This window comes from Pseudoalteromonas sp. NZS11_1 (assembly GCF_015864275.1).
Classification (GTDB): Bacteria; Pseudomonadota; Gammaproteobacteria; order Enterobacterales; family Alteromonadaceae; genus Pseudoalteromonas; species Pseudoalteromonas arctica.
Genome location: NZ_JADYXK010000032.1, coordinates 23,351 through 40,613 on the forward strand (window position 1 = coordinate 23,351; position 17,263 = coordinate 40,613).

13 protein-coding genes are annotated in these 17,263 nt (G+C 40.2%); 6 read left to right on the plus strand and 7 right to left on the minus strand.

Features of this window, described 5'->3' with window-relative positions; all coding sequences use genetic code 11:
- Positions 1–15 precede the first annotated feature (15 nt).
- The 6 genes from I6F44_RS17395 to ilvG all read right to left on the minus strand — a co-directional run bounded on the left by I6F44_RS17395 (position 16) and on the right by ilvG (position 7,792).
- Complete coding sequence (locus tag I6F44_RS17395; protein WP_197174256.1) at positions 16–1,191, minus strand: methyltransferase; 1,176 nt, start codon at positions 1,189–1,191, stop codon at positions 16–18.
- Between the two features lie 61 nt (positions 1,192–1,252).
- Positions 1,253–2,287, minus strand: coding sequence for an ABC transporter substrate-binding protein (locus I6F44_RS17400; protein ID WP_024594413.1), 1,035 nt, complete (start codon positions 2,285–2,287; stop codon positions 1,253–1,255).
- 97 nt (positions 2,288–2,384) lie between these two features.
- A complete protein-coding gene (ilvA, locus tag I6F44_RS17405; protein ID WP_007582109.1) occupies positions 2,385–3,938 on the minus strand; it encodes a threonine ammonia-lyase, biosynthetic in 1,554 nt (517 codons plus the stop codon).
- 2 nt (positions 3,939–3,940) lie between these two features.
- Complete coding sequence (gene ilvD / locus I6F44_RS17410; protein WP_010553830.1) at positions 3,941–5,797, minus strand: dihydroxy-acid dehydratase; 1,857 nt, start codon at positions 5,795–5,797, stop codon at positions 3,941–3,943.
- A gap of 103 nt (positions 5,798–5,900) precedes the next feature.
- Positions 5,901–6,146, minus strand: coding sequence for an acetolactate synthase 2 small subunit (ilvM, locus tag I6F44_RS17415; RefSeq protein WP_010553831.1), 246 nt, complete (start codon positions 6,144–6,146; stop codon positions 5,901–5,903).
- Positions 6,143–7,792 carry an acetolactate synthase 2 catalytic subunit gene (gene ilvG, locus I6F44_RS17420; protein ID WP_007582116.1) on the minus strand — a complete coding sequence of 550 codons (1,650 nt, stop codon included), beginning with the start codon at positions 7,790–7,792 and terminating at the stop codon, positions 6,143–6,145. Before ilvG ends, ilvM begins: the two co-directional genes overlap by 4 nt.
- Before the next feature lie 553 nt (positions 7,793–8,345).
- Here ilvG and I6F44_RS17425 point away from each other — a divergent pair.
- The 6 genes from I6F44_RS17425 to I6F44_RS17450 all read left to right on the plus strand — a co-directional run bounded on the left by I6F44_RS17425 (position 8,346) and on the right by I6F44_RS17450 (position 15,405).
- Positions 8,346–10,016, plus strand: coding sequence for a phosphoethanolamine transferase (locus tag I6F44_RS17425; protein ID WP_165721247.1), 1,671 nt, complete (start codon positions 8,346–8,348; stop codon positions 10,014–10,016).
- Positions 10,013–10,384: a diacylglycerol kinase gene (locus I6F44_RS17430; RefSeq protein WP_024605310.1), complete on the plus strand. Its 372-nt coding sequence runs from the start codon at positions 10,013–10,015 to the stop codon at positions 10,382–10,384. The genes I6F44_RS17425 and I6F44_RS17430 overlap by 4 nt, the downstream gene beginning before the upstream one ends.
- Positions 10,375–12,321, plus strand: a complete 1,947-nt coding sequence (locus I6F44_RS17435; protein ID WP_197174257.1) for an LTA synthase family protein — start codon at positions 10,375–10,377, stop codon at positions 12,319–12,321. The genes I6F44_RS17430 and I6F44_RS17435 overlap by 10 nt, the downstream gene beginning before the upstream one ends.
- A 63-nt stretch (positions 12,322–12,384) precedes the next feature.
- Positions 12,385–13,059, plus strand: a complete 675-nt coding sequence (locus tag I6F44_RS17440; RefSeq protein WP_024591423.1) for a response regulator transcription factor — start codon at positions 12,385–12,387, stop codon at positions 13,057–13,059.
- On the plus strand, positions 13,040–14,476 hold the full coding sequence (locus I6F44_RS17445) for a sensor histidine kinase (protein ID WP_197174258.1): 1,437 nt from the start codon (positions 13,040–13,042) through the stop codon (positions 14,474–14,476). The genes I6F44_RS17440 and I6F44_RS17445 overlap by 20 nt, the downstream gene beginning before the upstream one ends.
- Before the next feature lie 50 nt (positions 14,477–14,526).
- A complete protein-coding gene (locus I6F44_RS17450; RefSeq protein WP_197174259.1) occupies positions 14,527–15,405 on the plus strand; it encodes a TraB/GumN family protein in 879 nt (292 codons plus the stop codon).
- A gap of 47 nt (positions 15,406–15,452) precedes the next feature.
- On the opposite strand, the gene I6F44_RS17455 is transcribed toward I6F44_RS17450, so the two are convergent.
- Positions 15,453–16,862: an ATP-binding cassette domain-containing protein gene (locus I6F44_RS17455; RefSeq protein ID WP_197174260.1), complete on the minus strand. Its 1,410-nt coding sequence runs from the start codon at positions 16,860–16,862 to the stop codon at positions 15,453–15,455.
- Positions 16,863–17,263: the final 401 nt, after the last annotated feature.

A 17,263-nucleotide genomic window follows, 5' to 3' on the forward strand; every position in this document is an offset into this window, starting at 1 on the left:
GTCGAGGACGGAAATTTAATGGGTATTAGCAAGAATCAAAATATTACGAGGCGTTAACTGCTTTTCACAAAACGTTTTAACGCTTACTTGATAGCCTTGCTGTTGCAAATATAAAGCACGATCGAGCACAAGCCAAACTTCAATTGCTCTTCTGAACACATGTCGAACCAGTTCAACTCGGTCAGTTATTTTTTTTCGAGCAACCCCAATATCTAAATATTTATTATAATCAGTATCTTGAGGTAGGTTTATTGCCTTTTTTTCTGCAGCCCATGCACAAAATGATTTAAACGAATCTGAGAATATAGCTTTGTTAACCGAAGGTACGCTTACATAATATTGCTCGCCAGTAATCGATTTTCTAAGTGCGTCAAAACCAAGTCGCCATTCTAGTTCTGTTTTACGTACTTTTTCCAGACGAGAAGGCGCTGTAACGGTTTCTTGTAATGCGAGCTTTAAATCGCGATGCGTTAAGTTAAGCTCGCTTTTATTTGCAACCTCACTCATTACACGGTACTCATTAGCCGTAAATAAATGATAGCAACAAGGTGAAAAGCTAATTTGCTGTACTTTCGCTAAACTTGCTTGGCGCATAAATGCTTGGTGCAAACCACCACATGCGTGTAGCGCTACGGCATGCATATCAGCATTAAAAAATTGAGTGATATCCTCTTTTAATACATCTGCTTGGCTAAAGTGCATTGCCAAGCCTTGTTGCTGTGCACTTTTTTGTCCTTGCTCGCATAAGCTTTGTTGCAGTTCAATACTATGCACATCACTTGCGCCATTAAAAGCAAGCATTCGCCCTAAGTGTCCTTTACCCGCACACCACTCTAAAACTGGTTGCTTAGTATTAGGTAGTGCAGATACAAAGTCTTGTAACTGATCAAACTTACGACCTTTAATGCCGTTACTTATCCAAAACGGATAATCAGATCGAGAGTGTGCAGAGCTAGGTAACTCACATAGCTTAGCAAGTTCATCAAGTTGGTTTATGTGTTGGCTAAAAAATTGGTATAGCTGATTTTGATCGTTATCAAGAACGGTTACCTGATCATCAGTTAGTTCGTTAAGTATGCCTTGCAGCTCTGGCCAAGGAATAGTGTCAAAATCAAATGCGGTGCACTGCCAATACTGACGATGGCGCATTAAAAGTGAATCAAGTGCAAAAAATTGCTCAGCTAAAGTCATAACAGCTTAAAAAATAAAAAGACAATTAATTATATCAGCTCAGTGAGCTCTCATTAAGCAGTTATTTTTGGCTAAAAATCAGCCGTAAATACAAAGGTATTGAAATAATACTCACCAAAATAGCTGCTATAAGCATCCATGATAATTGCATCTTTTCAGGCTCTTGGTATTTATAAATAAAGTGAGATTTCACTTCGTCAAATTCGTTTTGCTGTATGCCATATAAGTCAGCAATTAAACGCCACTTTGCTATCGACATATGCCCTAAACTGGTAGTGGGTGGGGTTATATAACTTTTTAGTACTTCAGCCTCAAAGGCGAGCTGATGAAAGCTCTTACTCGGTGCATAGTTTTGCTGGGTGACTGCAATGGCTTCATCCATGTTCATCATTGCATAGCGCCAACCTTTTAGGCTCGCTTGGTAGAATTTTTCGACCGTTTGCGGATTTTGCTTAAGCATGTTTTCGCTAGTAAATAAAATGTCGCTATATACGTCCATACCATAACGCTGTGGGCAAACAAGCCGATGAGCTACGCCTTGTTGAGTCATATAATAAGGCTCTGTAGTAACATAAACTTGCATAGCATCTAGCTTGTTTTCAATCCAAGCCTGGTTAAAATTTTCGCCATTGTAAACTTTGAGTTTATCTACATCAACGCCACTGCGTTTAAGCATAATAAGTAGCTCGGTGCCGTCATTTTTGCTCACAGCAGTGATACGTTTATTAACAAAGTCACGAGGGTGAAAAATATCAGACGTGTCTTTTACCATCCAGCAATAAGGTGAAAACTGCAATAAGGCTGCCATTGCAACAAAAGGCTGACCATTAATACGTTGCTGTAAAATACCGGAATGCCCTACACCAAATTGTGCTTCGCCACTGGCCACAGGACCAAAGGTATCAGGTTTCATTGGATTAGCTTGTTTAATAGTTACATCAAGGCCCGCTTCATTATAAAAGCCTTTTTGCTTAGCCATATAGTAGCCAGCAAACTGAAACTGATGTGTCCATTTTAGCTGTAATGTGACTGATTCTTGCGCCGCGATATGGCTGCAAAAAAAGCACAATCCAATGATTAATCCTTTAAATAGCAAATAGGTGTCCTCAAAAAGTATGACGATTACCTGTAACTATATGTAAAACGTGTAATAAAGCAAGCACCCTAGTTAGGTGCCTGCCTTTAAAGAAGGGTTATACTGAGGCGAGTTTTTCGGCTTTTTCTGCTTGCGGTTTTGATGTTAAAAATTGGGTAAAACACGGATTTTGTGTTTCATCTTGTACACTGTAACCTAAGCGATTCAAATGCTCGTTAAACATTTCATACTGACTCGGCTCAATAGCAAAACCTGCCAATACATTCCCCATCGAACCACCGTGATTACGATAATGAAATAAGGTAATGTTCCAATTGCTGCCTAAAGTATCTAAAAAGCGTGCAAGCGCACCCGGATACTCAGGAAATTCAAAACGCAATAAACGTTCATGTAATTGCTCTGGTGCTTTTCCGCCAACCATATAACGCACATGTAATTTAGCGAGTTCGTTATCCGACAAATCGCAAAATTGATAATCGTTATTTGTTAAGTCTTGTTTTAACTCATTGAGCTCTTGCTCGCCTTGGCGAAGTGCAATACCTACAAATATTTGCGCCTCACCAGGTCCTGCATAACGGTAGTTAAATTCAGTAATAGCACGGCCACCTAAAGAAGCACAAAACTGTTTAAAACTGCCTTTTTCTTCTTTAATAGTAACCGCTAATAGCGCTTCGTTTTTTTCACCCAGCGCAGTGCGCTCTGCAACATAACGCAGGCGATCAAAGTTTAAATTAGCACCCGAAAGCACAGCCGCTAAATGTAGTCCTTTTAACCCCGACTGCTGACTCCACTTTTTAAGCCCAGCCGTTGCAAGTGCACCTGATGGCTCTGCAATTGCACGCGTAGATACAAAAATATCCTGCATGGCTGCACATATTTCATCGCTAGTAACGGTTACAACTTCATCGCAAAACTTTTGCGCTAAACGAAATGTTTCAGTGCCAATAATTTTAACCGCTACGCCATCGGCAAAACTACCAACGCGATCAAGCTCTACTGGCTTACCGGCTTCAAGTGCTGCTTGTAAACACGCACTTTCGTCGGCTTCTACGCCAATTACTTTTATATCTGGACGCAACGATTTAATGTAAACCGCCATACCAGCAAGTAAGCCACCACCGCCAACAGGAATAAACACAGCATCAAGCTCGTTTAATTGCTGCATTAACTCGCGTGCTACAGTGCCTTGACCAACAATGACATCCGGATCGTCAAATGGTGGGACAAATATACCATTGCGTTGCTCTGTAAGCTCAAGCGCATAGGCTTTTGCTGCATCAAAATGATGGCCATGTAATACAACTTCACCGCCAAGTGCGCGCACTGCGCTGACTTTTATTTCAGGCGTTGTTACTGGCATTACAATAGTCGCTTGATGCCCAAGATGAGATGCACTCAATGCAACCCCTTGAGCATGATTACCCGCAGAAGCAGTAATAACCACTGAGCCTTTAGGTAATTTATTTAATTTGTTATACGCACCGCGTAACTTAAATGAATACACGGGCTGTTGGTCTTCACGCTTTAACCAAACATGGTTACCTAGCTTTTTACTGAGTTCAGCCATTTCGCTAACCTCAGTAACTTTAGCCAAAGGCTCCATGTTTGCTTGAATAATAGCGCGAAAATAATCGAGCTCTTGAGAGACCATAATTAACTAAGCGCCTCCAATTTAGCTAAGTCGCGCACTGCGCCTTTATCGGCACTTGTTGCAAGTAATGCATAAGCCTTTAAAGCAGACGATACATAACGCTCACGATCAACTGGCTTGTACGCCATTTTTCCGCGTGCTAATTGCTTTTGTTTACGTGCCTCAAGTTCTTCGTCGCTTAGCGCTAATGTGATTTCACGTGTTGCGATATCAATAATGATTTTGTCGCCATTTTCAACATAAGCAATTGCACCACCACTCGCCGCTTCTGGCGATACATGTCCAATTGATAAACCCGAAGTACCACCCGAAAAGCGACCATCAGTAATAAGTGCGCATTTTTCAGCTAAGCCTTTCGATTTTAAGTAGCTTGTTGGGTATAGCATTTCTTGCATACCTGGGCCGCCTCTAGGGCCTTCATAACGAATAACCACTACATCGCCCGCTTTTACTTCGTTATTTAAAATCCCTTCTACTGAATCATCTTGTGATTCGTATACAATGGCGGTGCCTTCAAAATGTAGCATTTCGTCAACTACGCCAGCACTTTTTACAACACAACCATCAACGGCTAGATTACCCGAAAGCACAGCTAAGCCACCGTCTTGGCGAAAAGCGTGTTCAACGCTTCGAATACAACCATTCACGCGGTCATTATCACCTTCATCCCAACGACACTCTTGGCTCATTGCTTTAGTAGTACGAATGCCCGCAGGACCCGCACGATAAAATTTGCGCGCTACTTCGTTAGTTGGGTCAGTTGCATCCCATTTTTTAACAAGCTCAGCCATTGTTGACCCAGCAACATGATTCACTGACATATCAACTAAGCCCGCTTTACCAAGCTCACGTACAACTGCCATCATGCCACCAGCACGGTGTACATCTTCAATATGGTACTCTGGTGTTGCTGGTGCAACTTTACATAAAAACGGTGTTTTACGAGATAAAGCATCAATGTGCGACATATCAAAATCAACGCCGGCCTCTTGCGCTGCAGCAAGCAAATGTAATACGGTATTTGACGAGCCGCCCATTGCAATATCAACAACCATTGCATTCATAAAGGCTGTTTTGTTAGCGATAGCGCGGGGCAATACATCTTGATTATCTTTTTGATAATACTCACGACATAAATCAACAATACGAGCACCCGCTTCAACATACAGTTGTTTACGGTCTTTATGGGTGGCAAGCGTGGTACCGTTACCCGGAAGTGCTAAGCCTATTGCCTCTAACAAACAGTTCATTGAGTTTGCAGTAAACATGCCTGAACACGAACCACATGTAGGACACGCAGAACGCTCTACTTGTTCTGAATCTGCATCACTTACCGACTCATCTGCACCTTTAACCATGGCATCAACTAAATCAAGTTTAATGTCGATGTTAGCAAGTTTAGTTTTACCCGCTTCCATTGGGCCGCCCGATACAAATATTACCGGTATGTTTAAACGTAGCGCTGCAAGCATCATCCCTGGGGTGATTTTGTCGCAGTTTGAAATACAGATCATCGCATCGGCGCAGTGACCATTTACCATGTATTCAACCGAGTCAGCAATTAAATCGCGTGAAGGCAGCGAATAAAGCATACCGCCGTGTCCCATCGCAATGCCATCATCAATAGCAATGGTATTAAATTCTTTAGGAACTCCACCCGCTTGGGTTATTGTCTCACCCATAAGCTCACTAAGCTGATTAAGGTGTACATGCCCTGGTACAAATTGTGTAAACGAGTTAACTACGGCAATAATCGGTTTACCAAAATCAGAGTCTGTCATACCTGTTGCGCGCCATAATGCTCTTGCGCCTGCGCGTTTACGTCCTTCAGTTGTTGTTGCACTTCTTAATTTAGCCATAGTTACCTCAGTTTTTGCCGCAATATAAGCGGGCATTCCTCATTCTAAAATTGGTGAATAACCGAGTGACTCAGTTACTCGTAAATTATTTTTTAATTCGTAATTACACAGCCTGTTGGTGCTGTAAATTTTGTAAAGTGACTTCTTTTACATCCACCAGCTTGTTTAGCTGGCTGGTTAATAGGTGAATAGGTTTATCACTATCTACCGTCATGGCTACGTTGTATAAGCCATCATCCATATTGAGCTGAAAATGCGTTAGGTTAAAACCACGATGACGCACCACTCGTAAAAAGCGCTCTACCGCTATACTTTGGCTTTTTAATGCAATAGTTAGGCTATGTTTCATTTTGCTTTCTCCGTCATCATTTCGTCGTTAGCAGCCCCAGGTGGTACAAGTGGCCAAACATTTTCTTTATCATCAATACAGGCATGTACTATGTACGGGCCTTTGCTGTTAACTAATGCTGTAATAGCATCATCAACTTGGTTCGCGTGGGTAATTGTTTGCCCTGGAATACCAAATACAGCAGCTAGTTGCACAAAGTCTGGGTTATCCGACAGGTTAGTTTCAGAGTAACGTCCTTCAAAAAACAGTTCCTGCCATTGGCGAACCATACCCAAGCGCTGGTTATCTAAAATTAATATTTTTACAGGTAAATTATTACGGCGAATCGTGGCCAACTCTTGAATATTCATCATTATTGAGCCATCGCCCGATACAGTGATAACAAAGTCATCAGGGCGTGCTACTTGTGCGCCAATAGCAGCCGGTAAACCAAAGCCCATTGTGCCTGCGCCACCACTACTTAAATGATTACTCGGGTGAGTAAACTTCATGTGTTGTGCTACCCACATTTGATGCTGACCTACATCGCAACACACAACGCCAGTTTTTGGCATGCGTTGGCTCAGTTGGTTTAATAAGTACGGTGCGTAAACCTTCTCACCTGGGTAGTCGTAACGCCACGCGTGCTTGATATTCATTTCTTTATTTGTGTCACACCACGCTTTAGGTGTTACAAAGCACTCAAGTGCAGGTAACGACGTTTTTAAATCAGCAATTAATGAAGCTTTAGCAGGTTTTCGCTTACCTACTTCAGCGGCATCAATATCTAAATGAATTACTTTAGCTTTAGCTGCAAATTTAGCTAAGTTACCCGTTACGCGGTCATCAAAGCGCGCACCTATACACACAAGTACATCACATTCTTGCACGGCAATATTAGCGGCTTGACCACCATGCATACCTAGCATGCCTAAGTAATGCTCGTAGTCAGGTAACACACTGCCTAATGCTTTTAGTGTTGATACAGCAGGCATCTGGGTTTTATTTAAAAACTGCATTAACTCGTCTTGCGCGTCAGCGGCTTGTACACCACCGCCTACGTACGCTACAGGCTGTTTAGCCTCACTCAACAATTGATTAGCAATAGCAACTTGCTTTAAATCTAACTCTGGTAAGTATTCATCAGCTGCAAGCCAAGGCTTAAAAGGTACTTGCGCCATTTGAATATCTTTTGGGATATCGACAAGTACAGGACCTGGTCGGCCGCTTTGCGCTAAATGAATTGCTTCTTGTAATATCTCTGCTAAGTCTTCCGCTCGTTCTACCATGTAGCTGTGCTTAGTACACGAAAGCGACATACCTAGTACATCTATTTCTTGAAACGCATCTGAACCAATAGCTGCAGTAGGCACTTGGCCGGTGATCGCCAATAATGGTACTGAGTCCATCATCGCATCAGCAAGGGCAGTTATTAAGTTAGTTGCACCTGGGCCCGATGTTGCAAAACACACACCTAATTTACGCGTGCTGCGAGCATAACCAACAGCTGCAAACCCTGCACCTTGCTCATGACGAGTAAGGTAGTGTTTGACTGGCGCGCCATACAGCGCATCGTAAATTGGCATAATAGCTCCGCCTGGGTAGCCAAATACTTCATTTACGCCGTGTTTGGCCAATAAGTCGATTGTTAGTTCTGCGCCTGTCATTAATAAACCCTCATTCCTCAGTGACAACCCAATTACATTTTTACGCTAAAAACTTTGCCCTTAAAACTAAAAAGCCCTCCGAACGGTTAAGTGCGGAGGGCTTTTTTAATGCTTAAGTTTTTAAAGCACTACGAAGCCCTCGCGGGAATAATCACCACGATAATAATCAGGACTAGGTTAAGTGCGTTTGTAAGCATGTAATTAATACCAAATTTTGTTCAATTATCGCGAAGGTTATTCCTTCGCTCTCTTTTTATATTAGTACCGCGCTAGGCCCTTTAAGTCAACACCAAAGTTAATCTAACAAAAAGACTAAAAGGCAATTTATCAGGTTTTAAAATTCATTATACAAGCTGGTAGTGGTTTTTTTATGCTCTAATTTTATTCTCAGAAATTCACTATTCTTATATCCCTTATTTAAGGTTTGATTAATTTTTAAGAATATTTTTATAAATAAAATTATTTATCACCTTCAGGTAATGCGTAGGTTCTCTTAAGCGACTCTTAAGTGTTGTTGCATAGCATGGCGTTGTTATTTTAAACGAGCCTAAATATGAACGTAATTAGTCAAACACCAGCACAAAAAAAGCCAAATCGTAGTAAACGGTTTTACATTCACTGTAGTGCAAATGCCTTTGTAGTGATGATTGCCTGTTATTACTGTTTAGTTATAAACATTCCTTTTATTCAAGGTTCGTTTAGCGCCATAACCTCTCTTGCATCTTTTTCATGGCTATTTTTACTTTCAGTCCCGCTACTTTTGTTATGCCTTTTAATTATTTTCTTTTCGATAGTGTCGGTTAGATGGTTATTAAAACCAATTAACTATCTTTTACTGATAATTTCTAGCGCCGTGCTTTACGGCTCATTAAATTACGGTGTTGTGTTTGACTATTCAATGATTCAAAACACGTTCGAAACGGATTCAAGCGAAGCGCTGAGCTATTTAAACCCGCAGCTCATAGCCTTTTTACTGTTGTTTTGTGCGCTACCTGTTTTTATATTAAGCAAAGTAAAAATACACTTTACTCGCCCTCATCAAGAAGCGATTAGCCGCATAAAACTTATTATTGCCTGCTTAACGCTAATTGCTTTAGTGGTCGCTAACTTTTACGCCGATTACGCAGCCACTGGACGTAACAACCGCATTTTGAAAAAAGAAATTATTCCGTTTCAATATCTCTCTAGCGGTTATAAATATATGCGCGATCAGCTGCTGTATACCAACATGGAATTTAAAAATATAGATGCAACACCCACTCTCATTACGCCTAACACCACCAGCGTAACAGTTATGGTTGTTGGCGAAACCGCACGAGCAGAAAACTTTGCTTATCAAGGTTATAAGCGCAACACCAACCCTTATACACAAAAGCATAATGTGACGTATTTTAATAATGTGGCGTCTTGTGGCACCGCTACTGCTGTGTCTGTGCCGTGTATGTTTTCACTGCAAACACAAGATAACTTTGATCGATTAGCAGCCGACAACCAACAAAACCTGATTGATTTAGCACAACAAGCTGGCAGCGATGTATTGTGGGTTGATAATAACAGCGGCTGTAAAAACGTATGCCCTCGTGTTGTTAACATTGATATCCCAACCACCCCATCAGCGCTTTGCGATGGGAAATATTGTTTTGATGAAGCACTCCTTGCTCCACTTAAACGCAAACTCGCTAATTTAAGCCAAGCTAACACCGTTATCGTCCTACATATGATGGGCTCACATGGACCAACTTACTTTAAACGCTACCCAGATAAGTTTAAGCAATTTACGCCTACGTGCGATAGAAGCGACATTCAAAACTGCTCACTCGATGAATTAGTTAATACCTACGACAACACAATTGCGTACAGCGACTTTGTGAACGCCCAGGTAATTGAGCAATTAAAAGCGCTGCCAAACAATATAGATAAGCAGTTTTTATATGTCTCTGATCATGGTGAATCACTTGGCGAAGGCGGTGCTTATTTGCATGGTTTTCCGTATAGCTTTGCCCCAAGTACACAAACACATGTCCCCCTTTATATGTGGGCTGATGAGCATAACCAGCGCATTACTAATACCTGTTTAGCTAATTTAGACACCCGCGCTGCGCGCTCACACAACAATATTTTTCACACCCTTTTAAATTTAATTGGCATTAAGAGCAAAACATATCAGGCATCGCTTGATTTACTTGCTAGCTGCCAAACAACACCAAGCGAAATACAATTATGAGCAATAAAACCGTTATAAAACGCCAAGGCTTAATGCGCCTTATTTTTACCTTAAGCCATTCTTTTAACGGCTTAAAATGGATGAGTCGATTTGAAGCGGCGTTTCAACAAGAGTTAGCACTGTTTTCGTTACTCGGTGTGTTTGTGTGGCTACAAGAAATTGCACTAAGCGACAAGTTATTACTGATAGCCAGCCTGCTTTTTGTATTATTTGCTGAGCTGGTAAATACGGCAGTTGAGGTTGTAGTTGATAGAATTGGCAGTGAATACCATGAGCTTTCGGGGCTAGCTAAAGATATTGCCTCTGCAAGCGTGTTTATAGCTATGCTAATTGCCGCTCTTATTTGGTGGGCTGTGTTATGGGCATAAAGCTAACTTTTATACCTAAAATACAAAATGCACTTGGCCCTGTATGGATTTTTGTTGTATTTACTGTTTTGGCACTTAGCTTTTTAACACTTGCTCGCTTTGGATTAAGTGTATGGCAAGGGGAGCGTGTATTTGGATCGCATGCGTGGTTATCTATATTTATAGGTGGGTTAAGAGTAGATATAGCCACTCTAAGCTACATTATTATGCCCGCATTACTACTTACCTTACTGATGCAAAGCGTAGGTTGGCAAAATAAAGTACGCGGCCTCATTAAAATTTATTTAGTGACGATGTCTGCTTTACTTGTTTTTTTTGAAGTGATTACGCCTACGTTTATAAGCGAGTACGATTTACGCCCAAACCGCTTATTTATAGAATATTTAATTTATCCTAGAGAAGTCTCAAAAATGATTTTTTCAGGCTATAAGTTAGAAGTATTTATTGCTGTTATAGCACTTATTTTAAGCTGTAAATTTGCAAGCAAAGTATTTAGCAATCAATGGCAAAGCAAGTCATCACTAACAGGCTTAAACCAATCAATTTTAGCGCTTGTTTTAGTATGCTTAACTATTTTGGGCGCGCGTAACTCATTAGGGCACAGACCCCTTAACCCCGCCATGGTCTCGTTTTCTACCGATCACTTACTTAACGACTTAACCCTTAACTCACTTTATAGCGTCGCATTTGCAGTTAAGCAACTCTCTAACGAACAATCAAGCCAAGACTATTATGGCAAAATGCCTACCGATGAATTGCTTAGTATTGTGCGTAGTAACATGCAAAACACGCAAGGCACATTTAGTGATGTAACCGCCCCAACAAAAACGTTTCATGGCGCAAGTAATACAGGTAAACCCAAAAATTTAGTCATTATTTTACAAGAAAGTTTAGGTGCTCGTTATGTAGGCACGCTTGGCGGTTTACCGCTTACACCTAATATAGACGCCCTTTATAAACAAGGCTGGGGGTTTGATAATTTATACGCCACGGGTACACGTTCAGTACGTGGAATTGAGGCAGTAATTACAGGGTTTACACCAACGCCTTCGCGTGCAGTTGTTAAGCTTGATAAATCACAACGTGACTTTTTTACCATTGCTGATTTTTTAGCGAAGCAAAATTACAACACGCAGTTCATTTATGGTGGCGAAAGCCATTTTGATAACATGCGCAGCTTCTTTTTAGGCAACGGTTTTAAAAGTATCGTAGATACAAATAACTTTAAAAAAATAGACTTTAATGGCTCGTGGGGCGCATCAGACGAAGACTTGTACGACCAAGCCGATATAGAACTTACTAAGCTTAAAAATCAAAACAAACCCTTTTTTAGCCTTATATTTTCAAGCTCTAATCATAGCCCGTATGACTTTCCTGACGATAAAATAACGCTGTACGATAAACAAAAACAAACCCGTAATAATGCTGCCAAGTATGCCGATTACGCACTAGGCACCTTTATCGAAAAAGCTAAAAAATCGAGCTACTGGGATGATACTGTATTTATAGTTATTGCCGATCACGACTCGCGCGTATCGGGTTCAAATTTAGTACCGGTTGATCACTTTAAAATTCCGGCCGTTATTTTTGGTAAAGGTATTACCCATAAACGAGATAGCCAACTAGCCAGCCAGCTCGATATTCCTGTTACTCTACTGTCTTTAATTGGCGCAAGTGGTAAGCACCCTATGATAGGTCATGATTTATCAAAGCCAATTAGCGACAACAAACAACGCGCAATGATGCAATACGACAAAAACTTTGCCTACATGCACGATAATAAAGTGGTGGTGTTACAACCACAAAAACCAGCAACCACCTATACGTATAGCAATAACCAGCTTGTACCATGTGAAAACGATGAGCAACTAGTTAAAAAAGCCCTAGCCCACGCGAACTTAGGTAATCTAGCTTATACAAATGGTTGGTATCATTAACCAAGTGACTTGATAATAAAGCCTTGTTAAAGTAACAAGGCTATTTTTATAAACCGAGTAAACATGAAAATCCTCGTTATTGAAGACTCTGAAGCACTAAGACGCAGCTTGCAAGTTGGCCTTAGCAACCTTGGTTTTACCGTAGATGAAACTGGTGATGGCTCAGAAGGGTTGAGTATGGCACTCAGTGGAAACTACGACCTCCTAGTACTTGATTTAATGCTACCGAGCGTTGATGGCATGAGTATTTTACAAGCACTGCGCAGCAGTAATAGCCAAAGCCGTGTGCTAATTTTATCGGCACGAAGTGAGCCTCAAGATAAAATTAGCGGCCTTATGAAAGGCGCTGATGATTATTTAACTAAGCCATTTTCGTTTGAAGAACTCCATGCTCGTGTCCTTGCATTACTTCGTCGTGGTTCACTGCAAAACCAACAAAATACCCTTACCGTAGGTGATTGCGTATTAGATCTGTCACTTAAAACTCTTCACTACAAGCAACATGCCATTGAGCTCACTCGCAATGAATACAAAATAATAGAATGCTTATTTAACGCCCCAGAGCGAGTATTAGGGCTTGAGCTTATAAGTGAAGCGGTGGTAGGTCAGTTTGATATGCTCTCTAAAAATGCGCTTGAAGCACACATCTCAACCATACGTAAAAAAGTAAGACAGTTTGATGGCGAGCTCCCGATAAAAAACAAACGTGGATTTGGTTATGTCGCAACAACAAAATAAAAGTCACTCAATAAAACGTAAACTCGTTAATAATATTAGCGCTGTGATCTCTGTTATTTTATTCACCATATTTTTAACCGTTGATCTAAGTGTTGATACTTGGGTGGAAGATCAGTTTAATCAGTCTTTAACTAACAAAGCTAACTACTTAAAAACCTTAGTTGAAGATGACAACAACGTGGTTGAATTTGATTTTGCTGGTGAGTTTATGTCGGAATATGAAGCTGCAGATGCCACGGAGTTTTACCAATTATGGCATGGCCGTGATGTGTTTGAACGCTCGGACTCATTAGCGCTTTATGAAAATGCTAACCTGCCTTTTTTAGAAATGCCGATAAACGAATCTAAAATTATAGATTACGAGCTTCCTAACGGGCGTGATGGTCGCGCACTTATAAGTCACTTTGTAGCCCAAAAAGATGATAGAAATCCCACTCACTCTGCTGTTTTTAATACCATGACTCTTGCAATCGCAGCGCCCACCTCCGAACTTAATAAAGTACTGATTATTATTGATGTGGTCTTTATTTTAACCTGTGTACTTGGTGTGTTTGGTGTGCGCTATTTAGTGACACGTATTGTAAATAAAGGTCTGCACCCGCTACACAACTTAAACGACCAAATTAAGTTACTCGATATTACCGGTGTTGCGCAAACAATAGAAGGCGACTTTAAAGTAGAAGAAATAGAACCTATACGTAACGAGCTAAATAAGTTTATTACCGTTAATCAGCAACTCTATAGTAATGAAAAACGCCTAACAAGCGACATTGCACACGAGCTTAAAACCCCAATAGCTGAACTCATAAGCCTCTCAGAGGTGGCTATTCGCTACCCTGACGATAAACGAATTAGCGACACCTATACCAGTGATGTGCTTAATATTTCACAGCGTATGAAAACGATTGTTAGCAACCTATTACTGTTGCAGCGCTCAAGTAGCAGTGCAATGCAATTAAATGCACAAAATATCATTCTAAATAACCTAGTAAATCAAATTGTTGATGAGCTGACCTTTAAGCACCCAACTATTAAAGCGCGTTTAAATAATGAGATAACTGACGAGTTTACACTTAATGCTGACGAATTTAGTTTAAATACCATTTTATGTAACTTAATCGATAACGCACTATTTTATGGACTCCCTGAGGCACCAATTAAATTAACTGCCGTAAATAACAGCACAAACATGACCATCTCTGTTAGTAACAAAGTAAATAAACCACTAAGTAGTGAACAGCTCACTGCTATTTTTGACCCGCTCTATCAGCTAGATTCATCTAGAACTAATAACCAGCGCCATGGTTTAGGATTATCAATTGTACAGAGCTTATGTAACTTAAATGGCTTTACTATTACGGCCAGTAATACCGAAAGCAATACGTTAACGTTTATATTAACGTTACCTCTGAAGTAAATTTAGGTTAGTATTTACACTACTAACCTTCGAGATTTTAAGGACAAACCATGAATGCTCTTACCCGTGTTAGCCACTTTTTTATTGTGGCATTACTTATAACATTTAGCCTTAACAGCTATGCTGCTCCTGCCATATACAAGATAGAAAAAAATGGCGTCAGCTCTTACTTATTTGGCACTGTACACGTTGGTGATGCCAGCATGAAAGGCTTACCTAAAAATGTAACCGATGCAATTAGTGCAAGCAAAGAAGTGATTGTTGAAGTTGATATAAGCAAACTTACTCCACTTGAAATGCAGCAGCATTCAATGCCATTTATGATGCTAAGTGACGGTAAAACACTGCAAACTGAGCTTTCAAAGCAAAATTATACCAAGCTAAAAGATTACTTTGCTAAAAAGTCGATTGATATTGCTATGTTTAATGGCTTAAAGCCTTGGGCTGTTATGGTGACTATGATGCAAATTGAATTTCAAAATGCAGGTTATTCAGATAAAACCGGCATAGACAAGCAAGTGCTTAGTTATGCTAAAGAGCATAATATTAAAATTGGCGAGCTTGAAACCCTAGAACAACAACTACAAATGTTTGATGGTATGGCGCTATTAAGCAATGAAATGATTGAAGAAACCTTTGAGCAACTCAGCGATATTAATACTTACTTTATCAAATTAGTTAATGCCTGGAAAAACGGGGATATGGATACACTAACCGATTACTACAACATGAGTTTTGATGACAGTAATTACGGTGAAATTAGCGAGCAAGTAATGCTAACTAACCGCAATAATAATTGGGTTAAACAACTCACACCGCGTTTAGCAAACGAGCAACTATTTATTGCCGTAGGCGCTCTGCATTTACCTGAAAAACACGGGTTACTTAAACAGCTACGAGATAAAGGCTTTAGCGTTACTCGTCTTTAAAATAAAAATGGGTTGAGTGAATTTTCGCTCAACCTTTCTCTGAGCTTTTAATTAAAGTCTTCCATTTTTAAGTAATTCTCTATTCCTTTAATTTTGTCTGCCGCATGATGATTTACATAAATCACAGTACTTGTATTAGCAGCACAAATTTTCTCTATTAGTAGCAGTACACGTTGCCTGTTTGCTTCATCTAATCCTAAGCAAGGTTCATCTAAAATAAGTAACGTTGGATGCTTTACCATAGCTCGTACAATTAAAAGCATACGTTGATCGCCGTACGATAGCTGGGTGAATGAGGTATTTTTTTTATCACTTAAACCAATAAATGCCAGCCACTGTTGAGCAATATTAATTTGTGCGTCGCTCGGTTTTTGATATAAACCTATGCTGTCGTAAAAACCTGAAATAACAGTATTTAAAGCCGATATACTTACGCGGTAATCCATATGTAGCGCGTTAGATATAAAACCAATATGCTGTTTTATATCCCAAATACTCTCCCCGGTTCCGCGTTTAAAACCGAACACTTCAATGTCATTGTTATAACACTGTGGGTTATCACCTGTTATTAAATTTAATAGGCATGTTTTACCTGAACCGTTCGCTCCAGTAAGCTGCCAATGCTGATGCTTTTTTATAGTCCAATTGAGATTTTTGAATATGCTTACATCACTGTAACTAACTTTAGCATTACTCAATTTAACTAAGGTATTACCGGTGAATGCCTTTTGCTCTTGCTCGGCGTCAGGAGATGGCACATCCAATGAAGTATGCTCTAAATGAAGTAGTTTTAGTAAGTCACTTAATTGCTCACTACTTGGCTTTGCTAAAGTATGTAACAAGCAGCCTTGGTTTACATAACCATAGTGAGTAATGAATGAAGGGATTTCGTCTAGGCGGTTTAGTACAAAAACAAAAGTAATCGTGTGGCTAAGCTCTATGAGTATTTTATTAAGCTGCTGGCAAGATTGTACGTCGAGTCCATCAAATGGCTCATCAAGCACGACTAACTCACTATGGGAGCTGAGTGCTTTTATAAGTAGGAGTTTACGAGTTTCACCCGTTGAAAGGTCTCTAAAGTGCCTATTTAGTAATGAGCTAAATTTAAATAATTCTATTAGCTGCGCTAATAACTCACCATTATTACTATGCTCTGCAAATATAAGGTCTTTAACGAGGCTATGCTTTTCATGCTCTAATTCTTGGGCCAGTAACTGTTTATGCGAATCTGAAGACACGAGCATAGGTTTATTAATACTACTTATACGCTTACCACTTTCGCACTTAGCTTCACCAACTAACGCAGCTGTCAGTGCAGATTTACCGGCTCCATTAGCACCTAGAAGCAGCCAATGTTCTGCTAGATTCACTTGCCAATCTAGGTTGCATATGTCGTAACGACTTTTGCCTTGCCCTTGTAAGTAACCATTAAATTGCTCAAGCGTAATTGACTGCACTAACTTTTCCTAATAAACCTTAAAACAGCAAGTTAACGCATATTAAAAGAGCTTAGCAAGCTTGTTATCTGCAAAATTAATTTATTTCACTAGGGCGTGTTGATCTTTGTGGATTGAAATTTGTTCAATCTAGGGGCGATTAAATCGCGGCGCGAGGTTTGTAACCTAGTGGGCTCGATAACTGCTCCTGCGTTATTCTAATGGCTTACATCCATGTAAGAATAAGTCAAAACCGAGTAAAGCTTCCGCGTCCTGCTCACGCCCCTTACCTACATCCATTTCATAGGTAGGTACTTAAGAAAAACATTAAGTACAGCCTTAAAAATTTGGCTCTACCCCATACTGAAATACTCCTGTTTTTCGATCGCGTTTGGGGTGTGCCCTAGCAGCATTTTTCCTCA